General features: G+C 72.0%; 16 protein-coding genes and 1 pseudogene. 11 read left to right on the forward strand and 6 right to left on the reverse strand.

All coding sequences use genetic code 11. From position 1 onward, the window contains the following. Both ACZ6S4_RS18355 and ACZ6S4_RS18360 read left to right on the forward strand, forming a co-directional pair. A partial coding sequence (locus ACZ6S4_RS18355; protein ID WP_451909250.1) for a sigma-70 family RNA polymerase sigma factor occupies positions 1-147 on the forward strand: 147 nt, incomplete at its 5' end. A 73-nt stretch (positions 148-220) separates the two neighbouring features. Continuing rightward, positions 221-1,534, forward strand: coding sequence for an alpha-amylase family protein (locus tag ACZ6S4_RS18360; RefSeq protein WP_465476098.1), 1,314 nt, complete (start codon positions 221-223; stop codon positions 1,532-1,534). Between the two features lie 45 nt (positions 1,535-1,579). Here ACZ6S4_RS18360 and ACZ6S4_RS18365 read toward each other — a convergent pair whose 3' ends face one another. Together ACZ6S4_RS18365 and ACZ6S4_RS18370 are read right to left on the reverse strand one after the other, a co-directional pair. Then, positions 1,580-1,735, reverse strand: a complete 156-nt coding sequence (locus ACZ6S4_RS18365) for a hypothetical protein (protein WP_203777291.1) — start codon at positions 1,733-1,735, stop codon at positions 1,580-1,582. 83 nt (positions 1,736-1,818) lie between these two features. Then, entirely contained in the window at positions 1,819-3,621 is a 1,803-nt protein-coding gene (locus ACZ6S4_RS18370; RefSeq protein ID WP_465476099.1) for a sulfatase-like hydrolase/transferase, read from the reverse strand. A gap of 158 nt (positions 3,622-3,779) precedes the next feature. Here ACZ6S4_RS18370 and ACZ6S4_RS18375 point away from each other — a divergent pair, with 158 nt between their 5' ends. The 3 genes from ACZ6S4_RS18375 (at position 3,780) to ACZ6S4_RS18385 (ending at position 5,900) form a co-directional block, all read left to right on the forward strand. Further along, a complete protein-coding gene (locus ACZ6S4_RS18375; protein WP_465476100.1) occupies positions 3,780-4,151 on the forward strand; it encodes a DNA polymerase ligase N-terminal domain-containing protein in 372 nt (123 codons plus the stop codon). A 425-nt stretch (positions 4,152-4,576) separates the two neighbouring features. Next, positions 4,577-5,248, forward strand: coding sequence for a DedA family protein (locus ACZ6S4_RS18380; protein WP_465476101.1), 672 nt, complete (start codon positions 4,577-4,579; stop codon positions 5,246-5,248). Between the two features lie 43 nt (positions 5,249-5,291). Then, positions 5,292-5,900: a hypothetical protein gene (locus ACZ6S4_RS18385; RefSeq protein ID WP_465476102.1), complete on the forward strand. Its 609-nt coding sequence runs from the start codon at positions 5,292-5,294 to the stop codon at positions 5,898-5,900. 4 nt (positions 5,901-5,904) lie between these two features. Here ACZ6S4_RS18385 and ACZ6S4_RS18390 read toward each other — a convergent pair whose 3' ends face one another. Further along, entirely contained in the window at positions 5,905-6,864 is a 960-nt protein-coding gene (locus ACZ6S4_RS18390) for a Dyp-type peroxidase (protein ID WP_465476103.1), read from the reverse strand. Positions 6,865-7,066: 202 nt separating this feature from the next. Between ACZ6S4_RS18390 and ACZ6S4_RS18395 the strand changes: the two genes are divergently transcribed. From ACZ6S4_RS18395 to ACZ6S4_RS18410, 4 genes are read left to right on the forward strand one after another with little or no spacing between them, the layout of a single operon-like run. Continuing rightward, the gene (locus ACZ6S4_RS18395; protein ID WP_465476104.1) at positions 7,067-8,497 is read left to right on the forward strand and encodes a flavin-containing monooxygenase; all 1,431 of its coding nucleotides are present in this window, start codon (positions 7,067-7,069) and stop codon (positions 8,495-8,497) included. Next, positions 8,494-9,333, forward strand: coding sequence for an SDR family NAD(P)-dependent oxidoreductase (locus ACZ6S4_RS18400; RefSeq protein ID WP_465476105.1), 840 nt, complete (start codon positions 8,494-8,496; stop codon positions 9,331-9,333). The genes ACZ6S4_RS18395 and ACZ6S4_RS18400 overlap by 4 nt, the downstream gene beginning before the upstream one ends. A gap of 46 nt (positions 9,334-9,379) precedes the next feature. Next, positions 9,380-10,366 carry an ATP-binding cassette domain-containing protein gene (locus ACZ6S4_RS18405; RefSeq protein WP_465476106.1) on the forward strand — a complete coding sequence of 329 codons (987 nt, stop codon included), beginning with the start codon at positions 9,380-9,382 and terminating at the stop codon, positions 10,364-10,366. Next, on the forward strand, positions 10,363-11,193 hold the full coding sequence (locus tag ACZ6S4_RS18410; RefSeq protein ID WP_465476107.1) for an ABC transporter permease: 831 nt from the start codon (positions 10,363-10,365) through the stop codon (positions 11,191-11,193). Before ACZ6S4_RS18405 ends, ACZ6S4_RS18410 begins: the two co-directional genes overlap by 4 nt. Here ACZ6S4_RS18410 and ACZ6S4_RS18415 read toward each other — a convergent pair. The 3 genes from ACZ6S4_RS18415 to ACZ6S4_RS18425 all read right to left on the reverse strand — a co-directional run bounded on the left by ACZ6S4_RS18415 (position 11,190) and on the right by ACZ6S4_RS18425 (position 17,982). Then, positions 11,190-14,411: a winged helix-turn-helix domain-containing protein gene (locus ACZ6S4_RS18415; RefSeq protein WP_465476108.1), complete on the reverse strand. Its 3,222-nt coding sequence runs from the start codon at positions 14,409-14,411 to the stop codon at positions 11,190-11,192. The two genes, ACZ6S4_RS18410 and ACZ6S4_RS18415, sit on opposite strands and share 4 nt — an antisense overlap. Positions 14,412-14,670: 259 nt before the next feature. Further along, complete coding sequence (locus ACZ6S4_RS18420) at positions 14,671-15,834, reverse strand: NHL repeat-containing protein (RefSeq protein WP_465476109.1); 1,164 nt, start codon at positions 15,832-15,834, stop codon at positions 14,671-14,673. A gap of 6 nt (positions 15,835-15,840) precedes the next feature. Further along, positions 15,841-17,982 (reverse strand): alkaline phosphatase family protein, encoded by a 2,142-nt coding sequence (locus ACZ6S4_RS18425; RefSeq protein ID WP_465476110.1) that lies wholly within the window; start codon positions 17,980-17,982, stop codon positions 15,841-15,843. A gap of 116 nt (positions 17,983-18,098) precedes the next feature. Here ACZ6S4_RS18425 and ACZ6S4_RS18430 point away from each other — a divergent pair, with 116 nt between their 5' ends. Together ACZ6S4_RS18430 and ACZ6S4_RS18435 are read left to right on the forward strand one after the other, a co-directional pair. Further along, a complete protein-coding gene (locus ACZ6S4_RS18430; RefSeq protein ID WP_465476111.1) occupies positions 18,099-18,608 on the forward strand; it encodes a DUF6174 domain-containing protein in 510 nt (169 codons plus the stop codon). Between the two features lie 91 nt (positions 18,609-18,699). After that, positions 18,700-19,851: pseudogene (locus ACZ6S4_RS18435) on the forward strand (glycoside hydrolase family 18 protein); the annotation flags it as partial. Between the last annotated feature and the right edge of the window lies 1 nt (position 19,852).

Here is a 19,852-nt window from a genome sequence, read left to right on the forward strand (position 1 = left end):
CAGAAGATCCTCACCCTGCGCTTCTACGGCAACCTGACCCAGTCGCAGATCGCCGACCAGGTGGGCATCTCCCAGATGCACGTCAGCCGCCTGCTCACCAAGGCCCTGACGAAGCTGCGCACGCAGCTCGCCAGCGAGACCATCTGAGCAACCGCAGACTGAACGCCGGCCCGGTTCGGGCCGGCGTTTCTGCGTATCCTCGACCCGAGGGAGTGACGTCGTGAGTGAGCCGGACTGGGTTGAACACGCGGTGTGGTGGCAGGTCTACCCGCTGGGCTTCGTCGGTGCCTATCCCGAGGGCCGCGAGAACGGCCGGCTGGAACGGCTCACCGCCTGGCTGGACTACGCCGTCGAGCTGGGCGCCTCCGGCCTGCTGCTCGGGCCGATCTTCGCCTCCGAGACCCACGGCTACGACACCCTCGACCACTTCCGCATCGACCCGCGCCTCGGGGCCGACGCCGACTTCGACGCGCTGATCACCGCCGCGCACGACCGCGGGCTGCGGGTGCTGCTCGACGGCGTGTTCAACCACGTCGGGCGCGGGCATGCCGCCTTCCAGGCCGTGCTCACGCAGGGCCGGGAGGCAGCGACCGCCTCGTGGTTCCGGCTCACCTGGCCGGAGGGCGGCGGCGAGCCGGGCTACGACAATTTCGAGGGCCACGACGCGCTCGTCGCCCTCAACCATGCCGAACCGGCCGTCGCCGACTACGTGACCGACGTCATGACCCACTGGCTGCGGCGTGGTGCCGACGGCTGGCGGCTCGACGTGGCGTACGGGGTGCCGGCCGAGTTCTGGGCCACGGTGCTGCCCCGGGTGCGCGCCGAGTTCCCCGGCGCGTACGTGGTCGGCGAGGTCATCCACGGTGACTACGCGGAGTTCGTCGAGCAGTCCACGATGGACTCGGTGACCCAGTACGAGCTGTGGAAAGCGACCTGGAGCGCGCTCAACGCGGCCAACTTCTTCGAGCTCAGCTGGGCCCTGGAACGGCACAACACGTTCCTGGACAGCTTCGTGCCGCAGACGTTCGTCGGCAACCACGACGTGACCCGGCTGGCCAGCAAGCTCACCGACGAGCGGCACGTGCCGCTCGCCCTGGCCCTGCTGTGCACCGTGGGCGGCACGCCGTCGATCTACGCCGGGGACGAGCAGGGCTTCCGGGGCGTCAAGGAGGACCGCGAGCACGGCGACGACGCGGTCCGGCCGGCCTTCCCCGCCAAGCCCGCCGATCTGGCGCCGTACGGCTGGACCCTCTATCACCTGCACCAGGAGCTGATCGGGTTGCGCCGCCGGCACCCCTGGCTGCATCACGCCCGGACCACGACGGTGCACCTGACCAACGAGCAGTTCGCCTATGAGGCCACCGACGGGAGCCGGAAAGTCATCGTGGCCCTGAGTGTCGGTGCTGCTTCTGCCGAGCTGCCCGTGCCGTACGGGAAATCGGTTTTGAATGGCACCGCGGAATTGCGGCGGGCCGGCTCGGCCGACGCCGCGGTGGTCCTGCCGGCCAACGGCTGGGCCGTGCTGGAGGCATGAAAAAGCGCCCGCCTCCCGGCGGGCGCTTCTCAACGATTCAGGCGATCAGAACCAGACTTTGCGACCGCCGACCGGCCGGCCGACAGCGCCCAGGATCCACAGAACGGCGCCCACGACCAGCAGAACAGCACCGATCGTGTAGAGGATCGAGACGTTCAGGAAGATGCCCAGCAGGAGCAGGATGAGACCGAGGATCAACATGGGGGACTCCGTTCATCGGCGGCGTTTCCGCCGACCCCCAGATACCCAGAGCCCTCGATTTCCAATCACGCCCCAAAACCGGTTCAGCGTTTCGGCGGGGCGAGCACCCGGTTGACGTCACCGGAGGGGCCGAAGGTGGTCAGGAACCGGTCCCGGAATTCGTCCATCCGCCAGATCGGAGCCCCGGGGTCCGGCTTGATCCCGTCGGTCCAGCCCCAGCTTGATGTCTTGGCCATGACGGCGCGGTCCTTGGCCAGGATCGTGATCGGCACGTCCCGGCTGGCGCCGTCGCCGACGACCATGGCGGACGGCTGGTGGTCGCCCAGGAAGACCATCACGGTGTTCTTGTCGCCGTAGAGCTCGAGCCAGGAGACCAGGGTGGTGAGGGTGTACTGGATCGAGCGGGCGTACTCGCGCCGCAGCTTCACCGGGTCCCGCCAGACCTGCTTGACCTTCTTGCCGTCCTGTTGGATCTGCTTGTAGACCGAGCCGTCACCGACGTCGTCCCAGTCGATGAACTGCGGCAGCGGCGCCCACGGCGTGTGGCTGGAGACCAGCGGCATCTCGACGAACAACGGGTCGTGGGCCGGGCCGTGCACGTTCTTCTCGAACCACGACAGGGTGTACTGGTCGGGCTGCGGCGCCCAGCTGAAGGCCGGTCCCTGGTAGCCGGTGTTGCGGGAGTCGTAGACCTTGTTGTAGCCATAGAAGTTGCCCTCGGGCCAGGCCCGGGTGGCGCCCGGCATGACGCTCATGGTGTCGAAGCCGGCCTTCTTGAAAGCGCTGGTCAGGGTGAGCCGGTTGCTCGACGTGAGGTTGCGGTAGCGGTTCTGCTTGTCGATCCACAGCCCGGACAGCAGCGTGGAGTGGGCCAGCCAGCTGCCGCCGCCGGCCGTGGGCGAGCCGAGCCAGCCGCTCTTGCTGACGTAGCCGGCCTTCTTCAAGGTCTCGGTGCTCTCGGCCAGCAGCTCCGTCGTGCCCGGGTTGAGCACCGGGTCCTCGATGGCCGAGCGGCCGTAGCTCTCCACGAAGAAGACCATGACGTCCTTGCCGCGCAGGCCGGTGAGGAGCTGGTCACCGGTCTTGCCGGCGAACGCATCGGTGGCGGCGAGCCGCTCGAACTCCTTCTCGCTGCGCAGGCCGCCCTTGACCATGTGGGCGCGGTCCCAGACGTACATCGCCGAGCTGCGGGCGGCGATCGGCATGTTGTCGAAGGTCTGCACGCCGAGCACGAGCAGGACCACCCAGACGGCCGTACCGGTCAGGGCGGTGCCGGTGGTGGCCCGGCGGTGCCGGGCGGCGACCCGGGTGACGCGCATCGCGGCTAGGCTCATCAGGGCGACGATCGCGATGATCAGCACGATCACGCCGATCAGCGCGCCGGTCGCGCCGGCCTTGCCGACCGAGTCCTCGAGGAACGCCTGGGCATCGTCGAGGAGCACCCAGTCGAGCACCGGGTCGAAGGGCCGGGACAGGGTCTCGTAGAAACCCATGTCGGTGATCTTCTGGATGGTGAGCACGGCCAGGCCCGCGCCCAGAACGCCGGCGGCGATCCGCTTCCACCGGCCGGGCAGCAGGATGACCAGGCCGACGGCGACGAAGCCCTCGATGGGCAGGCGCAGGTAGGTGCCGGGTCGCTCGAACCGGCTGACGATGTTCGGCATGATCAGCGCGCCGAAGATCAGGACGATGGCCGACACGGTGAGGACATGACCGGCGATCGTGCGCACCCGGCCACGTTGCTTGGCGGCCGGCTTCTCGCCGTCGGCCTCGGCCTCAGCAGCGGCCTCGGGTTCCGCAGTGACCTCGGGTTCCGCGGCCGCCTCGGGATCCTTGGATGCCACGGTCTCCACGGGTTCCGCGGTCACCTCGGGTGCCGGGGTCACTTCGGGTTCCGCGGGTGCCGCGGCCTCGGGCTCCCGTGCCGTGCGACCAAAACGGGAAGCGAGCGCTTCGCGTACCGAACCAGACAAGACTTGGCCCTCCTCCGGGACATCCCGAAGAGGGGAACGGATCTCGGCGCAGTGGAGTTCAATCGGAGGAGATGAACAACCCCCCGGCCGTGACCGAACCGGCCTTCGTCCTGCACGACCACCGCAAGCCGCGACCCCATTTCGACCTGCGCCTGGAGCAGGATGGGGTGTTGCGTTCCTGGGCGCTGCCGCGCGGGCTGCCCACCGATCCGGCGCGTAACCGGCTGGCCATCGCCGTGCCGGATCATGCCCTGGATCACCTCACCTACACCGACGAGCACAAGTTCATCGCGGACATCGGCTGGTGGCAGCAGGAGGACAGCAACGACCGCCGGCTGCTGTTCATCCTGCACGGCCGCGGTCCGGCCCGGCGTTACGCACTGATCCACACTGACGGCACAAGCTGGCTGGCCCACCTGACCAAGGACCAACCGACCGCCTGACCCCGACGCCCCGGCCCATGGCGCTTCCGTGGCGCTGTCCTCAAGTTGTCCACAGGCCGGCGACCGGCAGCACGCCGTCCACAAGTTGTCCACAGGCCAGCCGACGTCGTGGAACGGCCTCCCCACGCCGCGCGCACGGATGACAAGTCGGTCCGCGTACACCAACTGACGGTCACCGGGAAAACGACCACCAGGGCATGGTTGCCGTGCGTCCGCCCTCACCCGGGGCGCGGCAATGACCGCACCCTGCCCGGCCTGGGGAAGTGGACCCGGAGACGACCCAGCGCGGAACTTGTCGGGAACCGGACGGGAGTGCCCGGGCGAGGGACCGTCCGGGCACCCGCAGGTTTGTGATCCGCCCGGGTGGATACGGTTGGGGCCGGGGCCGCAAACCCCGACACCGACGACGGGAGACCGCTCAACCCATGCCCCCCGCCGACGATCTGCCCAGTTTCCTGCACAGCGTGGCTCCCATTCTCGACCGGTGGGGCTATCTGGCCGTGGCGGGCGTGATCGGTGTCGAGAGCTTCGGGGTTCCCGCGCCGGGGCAGACGATCATGGTTGCCGCGGCGATCTACTCGAGCTGGGGCCGGCTGGACATCTTCGCCGTCGCCGCCATCTCCTTCATCGCCGCCGTGCTCGGCGACAACGTCGGCTACTGGATCGGGGTCCGCGGCGGGCGGAAGGCCGTGCACCGCTTCGGCAAGTACATCTTCATCACCCCGGCCCGGCTGGAACGGGCCGAGAAGTTCTTCGCCCGCCGGGGCAACCGGATCGTGGTGGTGGCCCGCTTCATCGACGGCCTGCGCCAGCTCAACGGCGTCATCGCGGGCATCACGGCGATGCCCTGGCGCACGTTCCTGATCTACAACGCGATCGGCGCCGCGCTCTGGGTGGGCTGGTGGTGCACGATCTCGTACCTGCTGGGCACCCATCTGGTGGAGATCATCGACCATCTGCACAAATACATGTACTGGGCGATCGGGGTCGGGGTGATCGCCGTCGGCACGTACATCTGGCTGCACATGCGGCACGTCCGCCGGCGCCGCGCCCGCGAGGCCGCCGAGCCGGTCACCGCCGAGGACGCCCCGGCCTGACGGTTGCCGGACACCCGTCCGGGTAGAACGAAGGTGAGACCGGATGGGAGTGATGGATGTGACCACGACCGCCCGACCGCTGGACCGTCGCCGCGACAAGGCCGGCACCGCGAGTGCCGCGGCCGCCGCCGCCGACGCCGCGGTGACCGACATCGACCGGCAGCTCGAGACCCTCACGAGCCTGACCGAGCAACAGCAACAGGCGCTGCGCCGCGCCGCCGAGGAAGCCGAGCGGCTCAAGCGCAGCCTCAAGGCCGCGGGCAAACGCCGCGCCGAGTTGGCCAAGGAACGCAAGAAGGCCGTGGCCAAGGCCGAACGGGCCCGGGCCAAGGCCGACCTCGCCGAAGCGAAATACGACAAGGAAGTGCTGGCCGAGCTGGTCCGCCGCGAGAAGGAGAAGGACCGGGCCACGTCTCAGCCGGCCGCCGGCAAGGAGCTCGAGCCGGCGCCCGAACGCGCGCCGGCCGTGCCGTCGGACCAGGCCGTGGCCAAGACCGCGGACGGCAAGGCAGCCGGGACCACCGCGCCCGCCCGCTCGTCGCGGCCGTCGGCAGCGGCGGCGGATCCGCCGGAGAAGCCCGACGAGGCCACGCAGACCGCGCGGCGCACGGCCGCCCGCAAGACCGCGAAAGCGGCCCGGCTGATCCGCTGACGCGTCAGCCCTGGTCCGGGGCGGGCGGCAGGTCGTCGAGGAAGTCGCCGGTCGGGGCGAAGAACAACGAGCCGGTACGGGCCGTCGAGAAGTCCAGGATGCGGTCGTGGCTGCCGTACGGGTCACCGAGGAACATCCGGCGCAGCATCAGCTCGGGCACGTCCGGGGTGGCCGCGTACGCGATGTAGTAGGTGCCGAACTCACCGGCCGCGACCGATCCGAACGGCATGTTGTCCCGCAGGATCTTCAGCTCGGTGCCGTCCGGAGCCTCGACGGTGTTGAGCGCGACATGCGAGTTCGCCGGCTTGTCGGCGAGCTCGATGTTGTCGAGCTTGGTCCGCCCGATCACCGCCTCCTGCTGCTCCACCGTCAGCTCGTTCCACGCCGTCATGTCGTGCACGTACTTCTGCACCATGACGTAGCTGCCGCCGGCGAACACCGGATCCTCGTCGCCGACCAGCACCGCGGCGGACGCGGCCGGGCCGACCGGATTCTCCGTGCCGTCCACGAAGCCGAGCAGGTCCCGCTCGTCGAAGTACTTGAAGCCGTGCGTCTCGTCGACGATGTCGGCGGCGCCGCGCAGCCGCTCGCCGATCTTGACGGCCAGCTCGAAACAGACGTCGACCTGCCCGGCCCGCAGATGGAACAGCAGGTCACCAGGGGTGGCGGGCGCGGTGTGCCGGGCGCCTTTCCACTGCCGGAACGGGTGCAACTGCGCGGGCCGCGGCCCGGCGAAGAGCCGGTCCCACAGCTGCGAGCCGATCCCGGCGACGCAGGACAGCTGGGCCGCGGGCACCCGGAAGCCGACCGACCGCTGCAGGGCGCTCAGGTCTTCGAGCAGGTCACGGACGGCGGGCACGCCGTCCTCGCGCACGGTCGCGACGAGGAAGATCGCCGCATCGGTCAGCGGGCTGAGCACCGCCTGGTGGTTGACGGTAGGTCCAACTGATCGAGGCGCGGTCACAGAGCGCAGCCTAGGGCCTGTCCTGCCGGTCATGGCGTCGCCGAGCCGAGGTCCAGGTTTCGCGTCGCAAGTGGGCCGGGCGGTCGAATACCGGGGTTGTATTCGGCCGTTCGGACCGCGCCGCGAGGCGGAAGCTGGGCCCGGCGCAGGCCGTCATGACCGGCAGGACAGGCCCTAGGTCCTGCAACCCGATAATCGACAGATGAGTGAGCACAGGGAGGTCCTCGTCATAGGCGCGGGGCTGTCCGGCGTCGGCGCGGCCTACCGGCTGCAGACCGAGTGCCCGGGCCGCAGCTACGCGATCCTGGAGGCCCGGGAGACCAGCGGCGGGACGTGGGATCTGTTCCGCTATCCGGGGGTACGGTCGGACTCCGACATGTTCACCCTCGGCTACCCGTTCCGGCCCTGGCGGCAGCCGAAGGCCATCGCGGCCGGCGGCACCATCCTGGAGTACCTGCGCGACACCGCCGCCGAGTACGGCATCGACAAGCACATCCACTACGGCCGCCGGGTGGTCGCCGCGTCCTGGTCGACCCCCGATGCCCGCTGGACGGTCCGGACCGGCTCCGGCGAGGAATGGACCTGTTCTTTCCTGTACGTCTGCACCGGTTACTACCGTTACGAGAGCGGCTACGAGGCTGACTTCCCGGGCCGGGAGAGCTTCACCGGCGCCATCGTGCACCCACAGCACTGGCCCGAGAATCTGGACTATGCCGGCAAGCGGGTGGTGATCATCGGCAGCGGCGCGACCGCGGTGACGCTGGTGCCGGCGATGGCGGAGCAGGCCGCGCACGTGACGATGGTGCAGCGCTCCCCCAGCTATCTGCTCTCGCTGCCGGCCAAGGAGGGCGGCGCGCGGCTGGTGGGTCCGCAGGTGGTCCGCGCCCGCAACATCCTGCTGACCTGGGCGCTGTTCCAGGCGTCGCGGCGCTGGCCGGCCCGGGTGGCGAAGTCGTTGCGGGCGGGTGTGGCCAAGCAGCTGCCGGCGGACGTACCGGTGGATCCGCATTTCGTCCCCCGCTACGACCCGTGGGACCAGCGGCTCTGCGTCGTGCCGGACGGCGACCTGTTCGCGGCGATGCGGGCCGGGCGGGCCTCGGTGGTGACCGCGACGATCGACGCGTTCACCCCGGACGGGATCCGGCTGACCGGCGGCGAGCACCTGGATGCCGACGTGATCGTCACCGCCACCGGGCTCACCATGGTGGCGTTCGGCGAGATCGCGCTGAGTGTCGACGGCCGGCCGATCGCCTCCCACGAGCTGCACGTCTACAAGGGAATGATGTTCGACGGCGTACCGAACCTGGCCTGGTGCGTCGGCTACACCAACGCCTCCTGGACGCTGCGGGCCGACCTCACCTCCCGGTACGTCTGCCGGCTGCTCAACTACCTGGACCGGCACCGGATCGACATCGCCACCCCGCGGCTGCCCGCCGGAGCCCACGACACCGGCGAGCCGCTGATGAACCTCTCCTCCGGCTACGTCCGGCGCGCCGCCGCCGTGCTGCCCCGGCAGAGCGACCGCCGGGCCTGGCGGATGCTCAACAACTATCTGCTCGATATGCCGCGGATGCGACTGAGCCGGATCGACGACGGTGACATGATGTTCGCCCGGACCAGGACGGGAGAATGACCGTGGAACGCTTCGCATTCGCCGGGCGCACGTGTGTCATCACAGGCGCGGCCAGCGGCATCGGTGCCGCGCTCGCCCTCGACCTGGCCCGGCGCCGGGCCGTGCTGGTCCTGGTCGACCGGGACGCCGAGGGTCTGGAGCGGGTCGCCGCGCTGGCCCGCGAGCTGGGCGCGCCGGAGGTCAGCATCCACGTGGTGGACCTGTCCGACGGCGGCGACCGCCTCGACCTGGCCGCCGCGGTCGCGGAGCGCCACGGCGGCGCCGACCTGCTGGTCAACAACGCCGGGGTGGCCTTGAACGGCACGTTCGAGCAGGTCAGCGTGAAGGACTTCGACTGGTTGATGGAGATCAACCTGCACGCCGTCATCCGGACGACCAAGGCGTTCCTGCCGCAGCTGCTCAGCCGCCCGGGCGCCCACGTGGTCAACATCTCCAGCCTCTTCGGTCTCATCGCACCCCCGACCCAGGTCGCCTACGTGACCAGCAAGTACGGCGTGCGTGGCTTCTCCGAGGCGCTGCGGCACGAGCTGGCCGGCAAGGTCGGCGTCACGGTGGTGCACCCCGGCGGCATCAAGACCAACATCGCCACCAGCGCCCGGCTCAGCGGCCCGGACGTGGACGGCAAGCAGGCCGCGCAGGCCGCCGAGTTCACCCGCAAGGCGCTGACCCTGCCGGCCGAGGAGGCGGCCAAGCTGATCGTGGCCGCCGTCCAGGCCCGCAAGCCGCGCCTGGTGATCACCCGGGCGGCCAAGCTGGCCGACGTGCTGGCCCGGGTCGCGCCCGGCCGGTACTGGAACGTCATCCAGCGCCAGCTCGACAAGCGGGACCTCATGTAGGCGCCGTGTCGGTGCCGTGTCAGCGGGCCCGCGCACCCTGGGAGGCATGACAGCTGAACTCGTGATCGAGGCCGAAGGCCTCGTCAAGCACTTCGGGTCGACGAAAGCCCTGCAGGGCGTCGACCTCGCCGTGCCCCGGGGGACCGTGCTCGGCGTCCTGGGGCCCAACGGCGCGGGCAAGACCACCGCCGTCCGCATCCTCTCCACCCTGCTCACGCCCGATGCCGGCCGCGCCCGGATCAGCGGCTTCGACGTCGTCCGCGACGCCGAGCGGGTCCGTCAGGTGATCGGCCTGACCGGCCAGTACGCCTCGGTCGACGAGGACCTCACCGGCCGGCAGAACCTCGAGCTCTTCGGCACGCTGCTCGACCTGGGCCGGGCCGGTGCCCGCCGGCGGGCCACCGAGCTGCTCGACTGGTTCGACCTGACCGACGCCGCCGGCCGCCAGGCCAAGACCTACTCCGGTGGCATGCGGCGGCGCCTCGACCTGGCCGCGAGCCTGGTCGGCTCCCCCGATGTGATCTTCCTGGACGAGCCCACCACCGGGCTGGACCCGGCCAAGCGCGAGGACATGTGGGACGTGGTCCGCTCGCTGGTGGCGGCGGGTTCCACGGTGCTGCTCACCACGCAGTACCTGGAGGAGGCGGACGCGCTGGCCGACGCGATCACGGTGATCGACCACGGCCGGGTCATCGCGCACGACACCCCCGAGGGACTCAAGCGGGTGGTCGGCGGCCAGACCCTGGAGGTACGCCCGTCCGACGCCAGGCAGCTCGACCTGACCGCCGCGATCCTGTCCGAGGTGTCCTCGGGCGCCCCGGCCGACGAGATCCGCGGCGTGCTGACCGTGCCGGTCGCCGACGACAGCGCGCTGACCGAAGCGGTCGCCCGGCTCGCCGCCGCGGGCGTCGCGGTCACCGAGCTCTCGCTGCACCTGCCGAGCCTCGACGAGGTCTTCTTCACCCTCACCGGGCGCACCGCCTCCGACGACGACACCACGACCACGATGATCAAGGAAGAGGTGGCGGCATGACCACGACGCTCACCGCACCCCGGACCAGCCGGCCGGTCATGCCCGCGGCCGTGCAGCCGCATCCACGACCGTTCCGGCTCGCGCGACACTCCTTCGCGCTCGCCAAACGCAGCCTGATCAAGACGGCCCGGACGCCCGAGGCGCTCATCGACGTGACGTTGCAGCCGGTGCTGTTCCTGATCATCTTCGTGTACGTCTTCGGCGGCGCGGTCGCCGGTTCCACCCACGACTACCTGCAGTTCCTACTGCCCGGCATCCTGGCCCAGACGATCGCGACCGGCTGCATCGCGATCGGCGTCAACCTCAACACCGACATCGCCAAGGGCATCTTCGACCGCTTCCGGTCGCTCCCGGTGCCCCGCTCGGCGCCGCTGCTGGGCGCGGTCCTCGGCGACATCATCCGGTACGTGATCGTCACCGTCTCCACGCTGGCGATCGGCTACGTGATGGGCTTCCGGATCACCACCGACCCGCTGAGCGCCGTCGCGGGCTGCGCGCTGGCCGTGCTCTTCGCGCTGTGCCTGAGCTGGCTGCCGGTGTTCGTGTCGATGAAGGTCCGTACCCCGGGTGCGGTCCAGGGCCTGATGTTCGCAATGATCATGCCGCTGAGCTTCGCGTCCAACGTGTTCGTCGGGACCAGCACGCTGCCGGGCTGGATGCAGGGCTTCGTCGACGTGAACCCGCTGACCCACCTGGTCGGGGCGATGCGGGGACTGTTCCTCGGCGCGCCGGTCGGCAACCACGTGTGGTGGACCCTCGCCTGGTGTGCCGGCTTCGTGGTGGTGTTCATGCCGCTGGCGCTGCGGGCGTACCGGAAGAAGGTCTAGATCAGGGCGGCCATGAGCTCGCGGATCCGAGAGCTCATGGCCGTCGCCGTGCGCGGCGCGACCGCGGCCAGCAGCTTCCGGCGGTCGTCCTCCCCGCCGAGGACGGCGTCCAGGCGACCGTCCTCCCCCGGCGGGAACAGGCTGCCCACGTTGGCGCCGATCCGCATCCCCAGGCTCCACAGGTCGCGCGCGGTCGCGTCGGCGCCGCGGAAGGCCGCGAGCTCCGCGCCACCCAGCGCCCACGTCCCGAGCAGCGGATTGTCGTGGTTGGTCAGGGCCTCGTCCCGGGCGAGCCGCAACAGTGCCACCGCGTGCCCGTCCGCCTCCGGCGCCGGCTGGGCCTCGGCCACCCGCAGGCGCAGCACCGCCACCGCGACCCGGCAGATGACCCGCGGCTGCGGCGCCGGATCGGCAGAGGCGGCCACGGTACGGCTGACCGCGTCGCCGTAGGCGAGTGCCTCGTCGTAGCGTTGCCGCTGCCAGGCGAGGTGCGCCAGGCCCAGGTAGGCCTGCGCGGCGTCGTTGTCGTCGGCCTGCCCGGAGGTCGCCAGCGCCCGCAGGCGGTGCTCGGCGTCCGGGTCACCGGCCAGCGCCTGCTGGACGTCCAGCAACACCCGGATGGCCCGGGCGTCCTGCGTCGCGCCCACCAGCTCCATGTGCCGCACGCTGCGGGCCAGCCAGGCGGCGGCCCGCGCGTCACCGCGGGAGCTGACCCAGTGGCCGGCGGCCTGGGCCGCCATCGCCATCCCCCAGTGGTCACCGGCCAGCTCGAACCGCTGGTACGCCAGCTCGGCGTCCTCGACCGAGGCCTCGGCCATGCCGCCGTTCTCCCGCATCGCCGCCCGGATGAAGTATCCCAGTCCCTGCACGTACGGGTCGGGATGGTCGATCAGCTCGACGGCCCCCAGCAGGCTGCGTTCCGGGTCGTAGGAGTCGAAGGCCGGGAGCGCCGATGCCAGCGCCCGCTGCCGCGCCGAGATCTCGCCGGGACGTTCGGCCAGGAGGTGCTTGAGGAGCCGGCGGGCCAGCGCGATGAGCCGGGGTGGACCCGTGATGCCGGCGTTGACCCCGATGAGCAGGCAGAGCCAGGCCAGCCGGTCGGCGTCGGGCAGTGCCGGACCGGGGGACCGGCCGTGCACCAGCGCCGAGTGGCGGCGGGCCGCGGGGTCGTCCAGGTGCAGCAGGTCGCCGGCCCAGGTGCTGACCTCGACGTGCAGCCCGCGGACTGTCCACACGTGGAAGAGCGCGGTGGCGATGTCGACGGCCGCCGGCTGGTCGTCGTGGGCCAGGGCGAAGCGCAGGCCGGCCACCAGATTCTCCTGCTCGGCGGCGCATTCGGCGAAGGCGTCGAGCTGCCCGGGACCCAGATAGCGCGACGCCATTTCGACCGCCTGGGCCCGGGCCCACCGGGTCAGCCCGGCCGAGGCTGCCGGTGCGCCGGCGCCGAGCCGGGCCTCGCCGTACTCGCGGACAGTCTCGAGCATCCGGTAGCGCGGGCTGCTGCTCTCCGCGTCCAGCCTCACCAGTGACTGCTCGACGAGATCGGCCAGCGCTCGCTGGACGTCCGGCCGGCCGGCCACCGCGGCGGCGAGCTCGGCGGTGAACGCGGCCGGGATGACCGCGAGGCGTTGCAGCAGCTCACGGGCCTCGGGACCGAGCAGCTCCCGGCTCCAGTCGACCATCGCCCACAGGCTGGCGTGCCGTTCCGGCAGGCCGCGCAGAGCGTCGTCGAGCAGCGCGAACCGGTCGGACAGCCCGGCCAGGACGTCGTCGATCGGCATGTGCCGCAGCCGGGCCGCGGCCAGCTCCAGAGCCAGCGGCAGATTGTCCAGCCGATGGCAGAGCGCGAGGGCCCGGTCCTCGTCCCAGGTCGGCACGGCCCCACCGGCCCGCGCCCGGGTCTGCAGCAGCCGGAGCGCCTCGGGGTCCGGCAGCACCGGCAGCCGGTGCACGACCTCGCCGGCCAGCGCCAGCGGGGCCCGGCTGGTGGCCAGCACCGCCAGCTCCGGTCCGGCGGCCGCCAGCAGATCGGCGACGACGGCCGCGGCGGCGTCCAGCAGGTGCTCGCAGTTGTCGAGCACGAGCAGTCCGTCCAGATCCGCGGCCACCGCCCGCCATCGTTCCTCCGGGCTCAGCACCCGCCGTTCCAGCGTGCGCCCGGGACCGGCGGCAGCCGTCTCCGCCCCGCCGAGCACGGCCAGCACCGCCGGCAGCACCTCCTCCGGTGCGCGCAGACCGGCCAGCTCGATCACCCGTACCGGCCCGGCCGAGCGCCGCGCGATCTCGGCGGCCAGCCGGGTCTTGCCCGCCCCGCCGGTCGCGACGATCGTCACCAGCGGCGCCTCGGCCAGCGCGGCGGTCACCGCCAGCACCTCGGACTCCCGCCCGACCAGCGCGGTCGCCGAACGCCGCCAGCCCCGCGGCAGCACGCCCACCGGTCGGCGTGGCGTCCCGCTCGGCTTCAATTCACCACGCAACAGAGCGAGATGGGTCTCGGCGAGCACCGGGGAGGGGTCCGCGCCGTACCGGTCGGCCAGCTCGGCGCGGAGCTGCTCGAACACCTCCAGCGCCTCGGCGTCCCGGCCCTGTGCGGCAAGCACCCTGATCAGCAGGGCGGCGGCCGGCTCGTCGGGCGGGGTCTGCGCGATCAGCCGGCGCAGATCCGCCTCGTCGGGCGGGTTCTGCGTGGCCAACCGGCGCAGATCCGCCTCGTCGGGCGGGTTCTGCGTGGCCAACCGGCGCAGATCCGCCTCGTCGGACGCGCCGGCGCCGGCCAGCGCGGCCTCGGCCCGCAGCGCGGCCAGCTCGGCGAAGAGCCGCAGGTCCGCGGCCGAGGCCAGCTCGGGAACCTCGGGAAACCGCGCCCGGGCCTCGTCGGCCGCGGCCCGCGCGACCGTCGGATCGGTCGCGGCGCGTGCCTTGTCGATCAGCATCCGTACGGCGACAGCGTCGACCTCCACCCGGTCCGCCGGCACCCGGTAACCACCGGCGACCGCGTCGACGGGCACCCCGAGCCGCCGCACCCGGGAGATCAGGGCCTGCAACGCTCCGGCCGCATCGTCGGGAGGATCGCCTTGCCAGACCGCCTCGGCCAGCGCCACAGTGGAGACGACCCGGCCCCGGGCGCCGATAAGCTCCCGCAGCAGCGCAGCAAGCCGCTCACCCCGCACCGGCCGCCCGTCAACGGCCAGCGTCCCCAACGTCGTGATCGCCAGCACGCCTACCCCAGCCCCGGATTGCGCCCGTCATTGTCGAGGGCGCCAAAACAGACTAGGCCTTGAGCCATGCCCGACCGACCTGAGATCGGCTGCATCTGCGGCTCTACCCGGTTCGCGGACGAGATGCGTGCCGCGAACCGGGATCTGACCTTCGCAGGTGTCATCGTCGTAGCGCCAGGCGAAGCAGGCGGGTCGATCACCAGCGAGCAGAAGGCGACGCGTTCACCGATCCCGCCGGTGAGAACGTCGACCGCCCCTCCTAGAAGAACGTGAGGCGTTTGCGGTTCTGGCCGTTGATGGTCGTGAAGTCGCCGCCGGCGGCGATTCTGCTCTGCGGGCGGTCCACCGCCAGGGCGCGGACGCCGATCACCCCGTTCGCCTGCGGGGCCCACGGGGTCAGGCCGCCCCGGCTGTCGATCGCGGCGAGTTTCACGCGGTTCACCGCGCCGTCGCTGCACGCCCCCTGGTTGCCGTTGCGGTTGGTCAAGCAGGCCCGGTCGAAGTGGCCGCCCACGTAGACGATGCCGCCCAGCGTCGCGACCGCCACGGTGTCGCCGTCGAAGGTGCGGGTCCAGCGGACCGTGCCGCCGGCCGAGTACGCGAGCACCTTCCCGCCCTGGCCGCCGGTGGCCGCGTAGACCCCGTTGGCGTCGGTGGCCAGGGCGTTGACCTGGGCCGGCGCGTTGGGCCGGAAGGCGCTGAACACGCCGCCGCTGGTGGTCGAGAGCGCGGCGATCCGCAGTGTCCCGCTCACTCCGTTGATCTTGTGGAAGGCGCCGCCGGCGTAGAGCCGCGAGCCGGCCAGCGTCAGGGCGTGGACGGAATCGTCGGCGCCGGACCGCCAGCCGCGGTCGAGGCCGCCGCCGGTCAGCGAGAACGCGGCCAGATTGGACCGGGTGACGCCGTCGATCGAGGTGAAGCTGCCGCCCACGTACAGCCGGCCGTTGCCGGCCGCGAGGGCGTACGGCGCCCCGGCCACCGAGTGCGAGAACGTGCCCACGTCGCCGGAGGTCGCGTCGATCCGGGCCAGCGCGTCGCGCCGCGAGCCGGAGACCCGGTGGAAGTCGCCGCCGGCGTACACCGAGGTGTCGCTGACCGCCAACGCCCGGACAGTGGCGTCAGCGGCCGGTGACCAGTTCAGCAGGGCGCCGGAGGACGCGTCGAACGCCGCCAGCCGCTGCCGGTCGTAGGTGCGTCCGCCCCAGCCGACGCTGGTGAAGGAGCCACCGACGTAGACGGTGCTGCCGCGGTACGCGACCGCGTACACGGAGCCGTTGAACAGCGGGGCCTTGCCGGGGCTGGCGCTGACCGCTCGCACCGGGGCCGCCCCGGAGGCGATGACGACGGCGGCAGCCGCGCCGACGGTCAGCAGACGACGGGAGGTGGTACGCAGCGAACTACGTACGAACTGGAAGAAACGCACACAGGCTTAACCGTCGCGGCTGGGCGAAAGTCGCGCCGCCGCGCCGTCGTGCTGCGCGCCACGCGGGGCCAGGTCGGCCAGCTGGAGCTTTTCGCCGGTGACGAGCTCGTCCTGGGCCGCCGGCCGGGTGCGCAGTCCGAGCATCGCCAGCCACTCGACGAGCTGCCGGTGCACGGCGTCGGGGCCGATCAGGTCGCCCTGGGTGATCTGCCACTCGGCCGGGTGCACCAGCATCGCCTCGGTCTGCCAGCCGCCCAGCCCGCCGTGCGAGCCGACGAGCTCCTCGAAGGCCGCCACTTCGTCGGTGACCGGGTCGACCGAGCTGATCAGCACCAGGTCGCCGATGTGCTCGGCCATCTGGTGCCGCAGCAGGTCGGCCCGGGCGTGCGGCCCGTACGGCAGCAGCGGGTCGACGCCCTCCACCGTGCCGTCGACGAGCCGGTGACTGCCCGCGGCCCCGATGGCCACCGGCCCACCGTCGTCCACGATCACCAGGCCGACTCCCGGATGCCCGGCCAGCCCGGGGATGAGCTGCGGATATTCCCGGTCGATGGCGGCCCGGTCGACCCGCCGCGGGAACCGGGTCAGGTAGATCAGGGCCAGGTTGCCGGACGAGACGACCAGCAGCGGCGCGATCGGCGACGGCGGGAACCCGGGCTCCGCGGTGGCCTCGGACTCGGCCGGGGTCGAGGGCGCGTCGGCCGGGCACGCGGAGAAGCGTGCGACCGCCTGCTCCAGCGTTTCCCCGTGCCGCTGGCGGAAGGTGGCGCCCTGGCTCTGGCCGTGGTCGGAGAGCACGACGATCTGGTACTTGCGGGCCGCCTCGGGCTCGAGCCGCTCGATGACGCCGAGCATCCGGTCCAGGCTCTCCAGCTGCCGCATCGACTCCGGGCGGGCCGGGCCGGCGTGGTGGGCCACCTCGTCGTAGTCGACCAGGTCGCAGTAGACGGCCGGGGCACCGCGGGCCATCTGCTCGGCGATCAGCGACACGTTGACGTCGCGCAGCAGCATCGAGGCCGGTCGCAGCGCCAGGAACGCGCCCGAGCGACTCACCCTGGGCTGCAGGTTGCGGCGGCGCTGGAGCCGGGCCTGGTGCAGCTCGGTGAAGACCTCGCCGACGCCGAGCACGAGCGCCCGGGTGAAGCCGAACGGGCTGGCCATGAAGGCGGCCCAGCCCCGCGCCGAGCGGCCGGGCAGCGCGGCGTGGCTGACGGTGAGCAGGCTGATCGCGGCGTCGCCGGAGAACGCGTTGCCGACGCTGACGCCGCCGTCGCGCAGCAGCCCCCGGCCGTCGGAGAGCCGCGGTTCGATGACCGCCGCGTCGCGGGGGCGGTTCGACACCATCAGCCGGCCGGTCGCCTTCTCGTACCAGCGGAAGGCCGGGATCTGCCGGGAGGCGCCGTGCAGGATGCCGGCCTGCGCGGCGGGCGTGGTCGACGGCAGGCCGGTGTGCCAGCCCCGCATGGCGTGCGTGCCGCTGCGCAGCCAGCGCCCGATGGTGGGCAGGTTGCCGGCGCGTACGGCCCAGCGCAGCACCGGCTCGCTCACCCCGTCGAGCTGCACCATCAGCAGGCCGGGCTCGGTTCCCTGCTGCGGCCGGCGCAGGGTCAGCAGCCGGCCGCCGCTCTGCCGGGCCTGGCGCCGCCGGATGCCGCGCATGAGCCGGCGGGCCTCCTTGACGAACGTGTCCTCGGTGCCGCTGTCGGCCATCCAGTCCAGGATCGCCGCGCAGACCACCGCCAGCAGCGCCGCGACGCCCACCGTGGGCCAGCCGCTGAGCCGCCTGGACGGGTCCAGCTCCAGGGCCACCGCCATCACGATGACCTGGGCGGTGACGCCGAGCAGCATGGCTCCCCAGCCGCCCAGCGCGACAACACCGGCGAGCAGCAGCGGGCGCAGCACGGCGCCGACCGCGGCGACCAGCAGCACCAGGCCGAGGGTGTCGACGACGTCCGTGCTGCGGACCCCGGGCATCAGCCACAGGGTGAAGGTGAGCACGACGAAGGTGGTGAGCGCGCTGCGGAAGACGGCCCGGGCGCGGTTGATGACCCGGGGCCAGGCGAACAGGGTGCGCAGTTCCGCCCGGCGGTTCCGGGCACCGGGAATCGGCACGGGATCCCGCGGGCTGCCCCCTGTGCTTACGGCCACCCGAAAACGATCGCACAACGCGTGCGGCTGCGGTTCCCCGCGTAGCGAACGCCACTCGCGCGGCGGGCGGAACCGGTCACCCGGTCAGCCCGTCGTACCGGACAGCGTCGACTTCCGTGGAGGACTCTGTGCGCGTCAAGACGGTTCTGCCCACCATGCTGCTGCTCGCCCTCACCGGCGGGTGCGCCGGCCAGCAGGCCGGCGGCACGCCGGAGCCGGCCGCCGGCACCCCAGAGCCGGCCGCCACCACCTGGACCCCGCCGGCCAAGTACGGCTTCGTCCTCAACTCCCAGTGCGGCGAGCGGGCGCTCATCGGCCGGTTCCGGGTGACCGTGCAGGACGACAAGGTGGTCCGCACCGAGGGCCTCGACGACAGCGCGCGGCGGGCGCTCATGCTGCGCCTGGCCGACCTGGTCCCGACGCTGCGGCAGCTGGAGGCCGAGGCGGAGACAGCGCGCCGGGACGGCGCCGACGTGGTGGAGGTCGAGCGGGACAGCACTGATGCCCATCCCACCCGGATCACGATCGACACGTCCCGGGACGCCGTGGACGACGAGGCCTGCTACACGATCGAGGAGTACACGATCGGGTTAACGGGCGGCCCGTCGCCGTCGCCGTCGCGATAGGTTCGGAGCTCGGCGAGGGACTGGGGAGGCCCGCATGCGGGTCGGACCCGTCGTCCTGGCGGCAGCACTGCTGCTGACCGGTGCCTGCGACTCGTCTGCGCCGGAGAAGCCGGCACCTTCGCCGGCTCCGGCCGGGCAGCGCGTCGTCGGCTACTTCACCGACTGGGGCGTCTACGGCCGCAACTTCCAGGTCCGCAACGTCGAGGCCAGCGGTGCGGCCGCCGGGCTCACCCATCTGGTGTACGCGTTCGGCAAAGTCACCGCTGGCGGCTGCCGCACCAGCGACAAGTGGGCCGACTACGAGAAGCCGATCGCGGCGCCGGACAGCGTCGACGGTGTGGCGGACACCCCGGGCCAGGGCCTGCGCGGCAACTTCGGCCAGCTCCGCAAGCTCAAGGCCCGCCATCCCGGGCTCAGGGTGATCTGGTCGTTCGGCGGCTGGACCGGCTCGAAGGGGTTCACCGAGGCGGCCGGTGATCCTCGCGCGTTCGCCGAGTCCTGCCGTGCGTTGCTGACTGACTCCCGCTGGGCTGACGTCTTCGACGGCATCGACATCGACTGGGAATACCCGAACGCCTGCGGGCTGGTCTGCGACAAGAGCGGGCCGGGGGCGCTGGCCGGGCTGATCCGGGCACTGCGCGCCGAGCTGGGTCCGAAGTCGCTGATCACCGCCGCGGTGCCGGGCGATCCGGGCAAACTGGCGGCCACCGACTACGCCGCGGCGGCGCGCGATGCCGACTGGCTCAGCGCCATGACCTACGACTTCTTCGGCACCGGCGGCGGGCCGGGACCGACGGCGCCGCATTCGCCGCTGACCGCGTACCCGGGCATCCCACGCGCCACCGCGACCACCGACGCCGCGATCAGCAAGTTGATCTCCCTGGGCATCCCGGCCCCGAAGGTGCTGCTGGGCGTGGGTTTCTACGGCCGCGGGTGGGCCGGGGTCAGCGTCGCGGCGCCCGGCGGCCGGGCGACCGGGCCGGCGCCGGGCAGCACCCAGCAGGGCCTCGAGGACTACGCGGTGCTGCGCCAGACCTGCCCGCCGACCGGCACGGCCGGCGGGACGGCCTACGCGCTCTGCCGTGGCCAGTGGTGGAGCTACGACACCCCGGAGACCATCAAGACCAAGATGGCGTACGCCCGCAGCCGCGGTCTCGGTGGCGCGTTCGCCTGGGAGCTCTCCGGCGACACCGCGGACGCTCAGCTGGTCGGCGCGATGGCCGCCGGCCTGCGGGACAGCTAAG

Source organism: Actinoplanes sp. NPDC051405, assembly GCF_055586185.1.

Bases quoted from the DNA above. Each gene is read 5' to 3' on its own strand.
- ACZ6S4_RS18395 (WP_465476104.1), top strand. From the start codon at position 7,067: ATGAGTGAGCACAGGGAGGTCCTCGTCATAGGCGCGGGGCTGTCCGGC.
- ACZ6S4_RS18365 (WP_203777291.1), bottom strand. From the start codon at position 1,735: ATGTTGATCCTCGGTCTCATCCTGCTCCTGCTGGGCATCTTCCTGAAC.
- ACZ6S4_RS18410 (WP_465476107.1), top strand. From the start codon at position 10,363: ATGACCACGACGCTCACCGCACCCCGGACCAGCCGGCCGGTCATGCCC.
- ACZ6S4_RS18375 (WP_465476100.1), top strand. From the start codon at position 3,780: ATGAACAACCCCCCGGCCGTGACCGAACCGGCCTTCGTCCTGCACGAC.
- ACZ6S4_RS18400 (WP_465476105.1), top strand. From the start codon at position 8,494: ATGACCGTGGAACGCTTCGCATTCGCCGGGCGCACGTGTGTCATCACA.
- ACZ6S4_RS18380 (WP_465476101.1), top strand. From the start codon at position 4,577: ATGCCCCCCGCCGACGATCTGCCCAGTTTCCTGCACAGCGTGGCTCCC.
- ACZ6S4_RS18405 (WP_465476106.1), top strand. From the start codon at position 9,380: ATGACAGCTGAACTCGTGATCGAGGCCGAAGGCCTCGTCAAGCACTTC.
- ACZ6S4_RS18385 (WP_465476102.1), top strand. From the start codon at position 5,292: ATGGGAGTGATGGATGTGACCACGACCGCCCGACCGCTGGACCGTCGC.